The 5,220-nt window shown below is 69.4% G+C and carries 4 protein-coding genes and 2 pseudogenes; all 6 read right to left on the bottom strand.

Annotated features, from left to right (window positions below; genetic code table 11):
* Window positions 1-180: pseudogene (locus ABD350_RS37795) on the bottom strand (HNH endonuclease); the annotation flags it as partial.
* 508 nt (window positions 181-688) lie between these two features.
* Complete coding sequence (locus ABD350_RS37790) at window positions 689-2,893, bottom strand: NACHT domain-containing protein (protein WP_344353984.1); 2,205 nt, start codon at window positions 2,891-2,893, stop codon at window positions 689-691.
* 668 nt (window positions 2,894-3,561) lie between these two features.
* Window positions 3,562-3,708: a hypothetical protein gene (locus tag ABD350_RS37785; RefSeq protein ID WP_344353983.1), complete on the bottom strand. Its 147-nt coding sequence runs from the start codon at window positions 3,706-3,708 to the stop codon at window positions 3,562-3,564.
* The gene (locus ABD350_RS37780) at window positions 3,705-4,079 is read right to left on the bottom strand and encodes a hypothetical protein (RefSeq protein WP_344353981.1); all 375 of its coding nucleotides are present in this window, start codon (window positions 4,077-4,079) and stop codon (window positions 3,705-3,707) included. The genes ABD350_RS37785 and ABD350_RS37780 overlap by 4 nt, the downstream gene beginning before the upstream one ends.
* A 492-nt stretch (window positions 4,080-4,571) precedes the next feature.
* Window positions 4,572-4,877 (bottom strand): nucleoside triphosphate pyrophosphohydrolase family protein, encoded by a 306-nt coding sequence (locus tag ABD350_RS37775; RefSeq protein WP_344353979.1) that lies wholly within the window; start codon window positions 4,875-4,877, stop codon window positions 4,572-4,574.
* Window positions 4,878-4,961: 84 nt separating this feature from the next.
* Window positions 4,962-5,220, bottom strand: a pseudogene (locus ABD350_RS37770) (hypothetical protein); the annotation flags it as partial.

Genomic DNA, 5,220 nt, shown 5'->3' with positions numbered 1-5,220 from the left:
GGTGCGGTCCTCATCGCGGACGGGCAGAGCGGCCAGGGCGTCGCGCACCGGCAAGGTGACGGTCCGGCCCGGAACGCGCCTGGCGATGTCGGTGGCCGGGGCGGCATGGGCGGTGGCGGCGTCGGGGACGAGCAGGGCCGCGAGGGCAGCGGCGAGGGCAGTGGTCCGGGCGAAGCGCACGACGGAGTCCTTTCGGAGATCACTGGTCGTGCTCTTCGTAGCGGCGGAACCATACGACGCGCCCGGGGGAAACCGCAGCCTCTACCCGATCAGGGGATACGAGCGACGGCCTGCACGTTCATCGGGCGGGTCCGGTTCCGCGCAGGCGTGGATGTCGGCTTTTCTGAGCAGCCCAGCCGGATGTCGGTCCGGGCCAACAACCGGCTGATTGCCGTAAGGAGCTGCCCTCGATCGGCCGGTGGGGGAACCGGCGACGTGCGTCGTCCGGCTCCGGATGCCGGACGCCGGCGCGACCAGCGAGCAACCTCAACGGCCACCACAGCTACCGCTGGTCAGGCCAGACGGCCAGGTCGGCCGTCCATGGTGAGCATCAGGCGGTAGCGGCCGGGGCCGCTGATGAAAGGCGGATCACCCGTGTGGGCCCCGGCTCGCGGACGATCGCGGACTTCGTCTCCAACTCGACGAGTTGGTGCATCAGGAGCCGGCTGCGCATCGGGATGGTGAGATCTCAGGTCCGCCGGGCTAGATGTCGTTGCAGGTCGACGTGGCGGAACTGGTAGATGGGTCCGGCCTGTCTCAGGACGCCCCGCACCTGGTGGGCGTCCGCAAGGAAGGCCATCAGGTGGCGTGGCAGGATGTCGCGGTTGCGGACAGCCAGGTACAGGCGGGTCAGGGCGAATTCCCCCGTGGCGGTGCGGTGGACAGCTGCGGCCAAGCCGAGCACGAGCCCGCTCCACAGCCCGATGCAGCAGCAGAAGATGGTGTTGCGAACCAGTTCATCGACGAGATCCAATTCCCACAGGTCCCAGTTCAGGATGCCGAGGAGGACCCCCAGGAGGAGCCCGGTCAGGAGTCCGAGGAGGGCGCCGGTGCGCACAAAGGTCCAGAAGGCCTTGTGGTCCTGTCGGAGCAGTTGCCGGGGACTCGTCACTGCGGTGAGGTCTGCTGGTGATGCGCTCCATGTAGTGATCAGCCAGGAGACGAGTCCCGCTGCGGCACCCCAGCCGACGCCGGCCACCCGATCGAGGAGCACGTCGAGCACCATCCCCACAAGGAGGCCGGTCCCCAGCCCCAGCAAAAGGGAGTTGCGGTTCCAGGACCAACGGCCCTGTACTGCGGGGATGTCTCGTTGCCGGAGCCGGAACAGCTGGCTGAGGAGCCACCCTGCGGGCAGGTAGGCGGCGCACACCTCGGCGTACTCCCAACGCGGAGCCCAGCTGGGGAACGCGCCTTTGAGGAGGAACGGGAAAGGCGGCCAGTCGAATATCAGCAACACGTCCCCCTGGGGATCCACGGTGAGGGATGCGAGGATGACGAGACCGGTGCCCAGCAGCGCCAGCGCGGTCATCGCCGCGCCGAGGGCCGCGCCCGTCAGCAATCGTCGGGTGGCTTCGGGCACCCTCAGCCGCAGCTGCCACCAGGCGAAGTCCGTGCTGCCGTGCAGGTCGTCCTCCAGGTGCCGAGCCAGGAAGGTGAGCGCTCGGCGGGCCTGATGGCTCGTCCACTGCGGGTGGTGACCGGGCAGTGGGCGGTAGACAGCGGGGAGGAAGCCGTCGAAAAGCCGGTCACGGACAGCGGCGGCGGTGGGGAAGCGGGTGGTGTCGCACAGCTCTGCCGGGTCGGGAAGCATCGTGGGGCGTTCGCCGGGGCGCGGGTTGTAGATCGTCCGGGCCAGGAACAGCGTCAGGGGTGTAGCCAGGGCCCGGCCGACAGGGGTGTCGGTGGGCAGGAGACGGAGCACGGGCTGCCAGCGCTCGGCGGACGAGGTGCCATCACCGCCGGCGTCGCGGCGCAGGTAGGCGGCGGCCTCGCCGGGGTCCACGGCTTCGAGTTCGATGCCGGCTGCCGCGGTGAGGCGTACGGGAACGCCAGCGCCGGCGGGCGCACTGACGGCGGCCCGGTACTCGGCGGTGCGGCTGGTCAGGACGAGTGGGGTGCCGGGAGGCAGGGCGCGGTTGATGGCGTCCAGGGCCACGGGACGGGTGTGCGGGGGCAGTTCGTCGATTCCGTCGAGCAGGGGAATGACCAGGTGTTGGTCCAGCAGCGCGCGGGCTCGCGATGTGGGTCGGCTGTGGCCGTTGGTGGCCGGGGCAGGGGCCGGTCCGGCCAGGCCCGGGTAGTCGGTGGCGAGGCGATCGGCCAGCCATGCGCTGAGCTCCTGATGGTCGGGGTCCCAGGAGGCCAGGGGGAAGATGACCGGGACGGGTGAGCCCGGCTGCCGTGTCCGGATCAGGCCCAGCAGAAGGCGTAGGAGCATCATCGTCTTGCCCGCGCCCGGTTCGCCGAGGATCAGCAGGCGCTTGCCCGGTACGCGGTCGGTGAAGACCTCCACAACCTCGGCGTCGCTGCCGGCCAGGCCCTCGGGACCGCGGGCCCACGCAGGTGGCAGCGTGGTCCGGTCGGCGACGGCTCCGGTGGCCGTTCGGACGAGCAGGTGCCAGGGGTCCACCAAGCTGGCGCAGGCGGGTCGCCAGGGAACCGGCAGCGGGTACGGGTCATCGAGGCGGCGCACACTCGCCTCCGCCTGCCACTGGGCACCCACCGCCCGTGCCAGTTCGTCGGCCGTGGCTGCCAGGTCGAGACCATCGGCGTGCTCCCGCCGGTCTGCCCGGTAGCCGAGCCACGACATGTACAGCGACGCCACACCGACGACCAGCCCCACGCTAGTCCCGATGGCTCCCAGTACCTGTTCGACGTCCGCTCCACCGCCCACTCGAACCCATTTCGCGAGCGTGAGCCCGGCAGCCGCGACGGCCCCCGCGACCAGAACCCACGCCCGGCGGCGTCTACGCCTGCTGGCGTCGCCTGCTTCTCCTATGCCCCCGGATCGCATGGGCACGAGAATGCCGCACGCCGCCCGCCGGTAACAGAGGGAGCCGGACGAGCACACCTGACCACCGATTCTCGCGCGCTGTGGGCGCGGGTCGCCCACCACACCGCTGATGTCCTCCGTTCCCCCCTCGCAGCTCAGTGCCTCGTGGTTCGGTTCAGCGGGACGGGCCGAGGTGCGGGCACCAGCCAGAGGGGACACCGCTCTCCAGCCGCTGCTGCACCCGATCGGCCGGTAAGGGCAACCGCTGGCGCAGTACCGGCGCGGCCCACGATTCATGACCGTGCATGAGATCCCCGACGAGCTGATCAGCCTGGAGCACTTTGCCGAGCAGGACGGGCCCGGCTCTCCGGCCTCACCGGTGACGACTACGACGCCCACCTGGGCCGTTGGCGCGAGGCGTCCGCCGCCTTCCACACGGCCGTCACCGAACACGCCGCCACCGTCCAGATCAGCCGGTACGAGCTGGAGCAGGCCGTGAAGAAGGCCGTGCGCCACGCGGAGTCCGAGGACGACGCAGCCGACGAGTAACTCCGCGGGCAATGCCGGGGCTACTGGTCGGGCCAGTCGGCCAACACCCCACCGGTTTCCTCATCGAGGAGGACGACGCGGGTGCCCGGCCTGCCGCCGCGCTCGCCGATCCAGCGCCGGAACTTGTCCCGCGCGGTCTCCTCCCGGTTCCACCAGCCGTGCTTCACCGGCCGGCCAGGGCATCGTCCACGGAGCGTCCGGGGGCGGGGCGGAGCTGGTGAAGGAAGGTGCCTTCGGCCGCGACCTGGGTGGTGGCCAGCCGCAGCAGCGGCATCGTTCCGTCGGAAAGACAGCCCAGCACGGTCAGTGCGTCGATCCAGGAGGCGACCGAGCGCCAGAAGTCCTTGCCCGTCTCACTCAGCCGTCCGGCACGCTCACGGTGTTTAGACTGCAGCAGTACGAACGGGTCGCGGCTGTCTTGGTACAGGAACTCGATGTCGTCGAGGACTTCCATGCGTACTTCGACCGTGATGTCGTCCCAGCTGCGCTCGGCGAGTTCCAGCAGGGCCAGTTCGCACTGGTAGAGGTATCCGGTCATCTGGCCTGCCGCCGAATGCGACCCTGCTTGCGCCACGTTCCCCACTTGTGGTCGAACCTGTATCCACGGCAGTCGGCTCGCTGGCGACGACGACCGCGCGACATACGGTGCGTGCGGGTGTCAGCGAATCAGCACGAACCGGCCCCCTCGCCCCTCTGTCGGCGTAACCTAGCACTTCTCGAACAGGGTCCCAACGCGCGCCCGCCAACTTCTGCATGGACGTGATTCACAGGGCAGCGCCCATCCGGTTGAAGGCGACGGCACCTACCTCGCCTTCGGCTCCCCGGGCATGCCTTGTCCCTCCCCGAGAGGGCTGCGCCCGGAAGAAGCGAGCCGCCACGACTCAACCCTCGGCGGCGAAGTGCCGAGGACGCCGGTCCCACACACTGGCAGTACGCCCCTTCCTCAGCCCGAGTTCAGAGCGCAGACGGCCGACATCCGCTGCCACTGGTCGGCGGGCCGCAGCCTCGGTCCGGACGTGCTTTCGTGAGCCTATTCCTCCGCGGTTCGAAGGAGAGTGCCATTGGCTCCCGGGGCATAGGTGCGACGCGCGTTCTTCTCGATCTTGCGTGCGACTTCCTCGTCCAGGTTGACACCCTGCATCTGGGCGAGCCCGGCCAGGTACAGGAACACGTCGGCCAGTTCCTCGCCCCGGTCGGGAAGTCCCTTGCGCCAGGCGGTGAAGGCCTCGCCGACCTCTGCGGTCAGGAGTCCGAACTCCAGGGGTACGTCCTTGGTGTTGAAGCCTTTGCTGAGTTTGTTTTCCCAGGCGAGCTTCTGGGCCTCGGCGATGTCCACGGTGGTCCCCTTGACAGTCTGGTCCTTTGTCTCGGGGCACCCTAGCGAGGCCTTAGAGGCTGATGGGCGGAAACCGTACCGGTGTCAGCCAGGGGGACGGTTGGTGTTCGATGCGGTGTCGTACGTCAGGACAGGTGCGTGGCTGCTGAGGGTGTCGAAAGCGCGTTGGTAAGCATGGGCGAGGGCAGTGATCTGCTGCAGGGCGGGAGCGTGGCCGTCGCGTGCTTTGAGTCGCTGGTGCACGGTGGTGGCGGGGGCGGTGAGGTGGAGGAAGACTCCGTCGCGGGCGGTGACCAGTTGGGCGAGGTCGAGGACCTGGCTCCAGGTGAGGCGGGAGCGGTCG

Origin of the sequence: Streptomyces nogalater (assembly GCF_039532885.1) — a bacterium.
GTDB classification, from domain to species: domain Bacteria; phylum Actinomycetota; class Actinomycetes; order Streptomycetales; family Streptomycetaceae; genus Streptomyces; species Streptomyces nogalater.
Note: the sequence above shows the minus strand (reverse complement) of the source record. Positions and strands in the feature narration are given on the sequence as shown.

What these genes read in the sequence shown, in the direction of transcription:
- ABD350_RS37780 (WP_344353981.1), bottom strand. Translation starts at nt 4,079, where the DNA reads ATGACCGGATACCTCTACCAGTGCGAACTGGCCCTGCTGGAACTCGCC.